The sequence below is a fragment of the Mesorhizobium sp. B2-5-3 genome, assembly GCF_006441005.1.
GTDB lineage: Bacteria > Pseudomonadota > Alphaproteobacteria > Rhizobiales > Rhizobiaceae > Mesorhizobium.
On record NZ_VFUS01000031.1, the window covers coordinates 1 to 1,067 of the forward strand.

Annotated in this window: 2 protein-coding genes and 1 tRNA gene; all 3 read right to left on the bottom strand. The window is 56.0% G+C overall.

The window, feature by feature from the left end; genetic code table 11:
- Nucleotides 1–106 precede the first annotated feature (106 nt).
- Nucleotides 107–349, bottom strand: a complete 243-nt coding sequence (locus tag FJ867_RS28580) for a GIY-YIG nuclease family protein (protein ID WP_140580879.1) — start codon at nucleotides 347–349, stop codon at nucleotides 107–109.
- 174 nt (nucleotides 350–523) lie between these two features.
- Nucleotides 524–614 (bottom strand) — tRNA-Ser (locus FJ867_RS28585).
- A gap of 174 nt (nucleotides 615–788) precedes the next feature.
- On the bottom strand, nucleotides 789–1,067 hold a 279-nt coding region (locus FJ867_RS28910; protein ID WP_210242323.1), incomplete at its 5' end, for a hypothetical protein.

Consider the following 1,067-nt stretch of genomic DNA (forward strand, 5'->3'; position numbering starts at 1 on the left):
GAATCGAACGAAACAACCGTTTTGGTGGTGCGTGTTTTTGCAGCAAACAATTGGTATTGCTGCGTTTTTCCGGGAATCCCTGGATTTTTCACAAAGGAAGGGGCATTCACCACAGACGTTTGCTGGCGAAGGCGTGCCCGGAACCGGATTTGAGATAACGCTCAAATGAAGTCGCCTTGGCTTGATTCGAGAACGCCACATAGGTGACGATCTGCCATGGCAGGAACTTGGATGTATGACTGGATTTTCCGTCATTGTGCTCGGCAAGCCGTCGCTTCAGGTCGGACGTGATGCCGACATAACGCTCACCGTCGGCAGTCTTGCTTTCCAGCAGGTATACATACCACACGACCGGCCCTCCTTTGCCAAGGCTTCGGAGGGCATCCTGCTTCGACCTGAGGGTATTGCCAATCCTGCTTTTGCAAGCTTGCGGCCCTCCTTCGCCGAGGCTTCGGAGGGCATCCTGCTTCGCGCTGAGGTCTGGTCTGGGCTTGTCCTGCGAAGCTCGAAAAGCGAAGCAGGATGGCGGAGAGGATGGGATTCGAACCCACGAGAAGCTTTTGACCTCTACTCCCTTAGCAGGGGAGCGCCTTCGACCACTCGGCCACCTCTCCGTTGCGCCGCTGGATAAAGAAAAGCGCCGGCACAATCAACAAGCCCCAGCCAATATCTCGGAAAAAGAAGCCATTATACGGAAAAATAAGAACGCACCGGCCTGCGGCCTTCCGCGATGCGGCGGTTCTGCGGCGATTCCCTGGCTGGTGGCTCAAGGCCTCGCCATGATTCCGTCAGCCGATCGCCGGATTCGCCCGTAAACAAGGGGCTGGGGCGGGCCGAAGGTTAATGAGAGCTTTCTGAGTGAGGCCAAATCGTGTCATTTGTGCAACAACGATGGGGGATAGCAGCCGCACAGCCCTTTCGCCGGTACGATCGTGGTTGAACCCCGTCTGCTCATGGGTAATGTCGATTTCGAAGGAGCGGCGCGGTGCGCATCTTTTTCGGTAGTGGGGATGGGGCAGGGAACGCTGTCCTTCAGCAAAGAATACCCAGACCCGTTTTTTAACTTT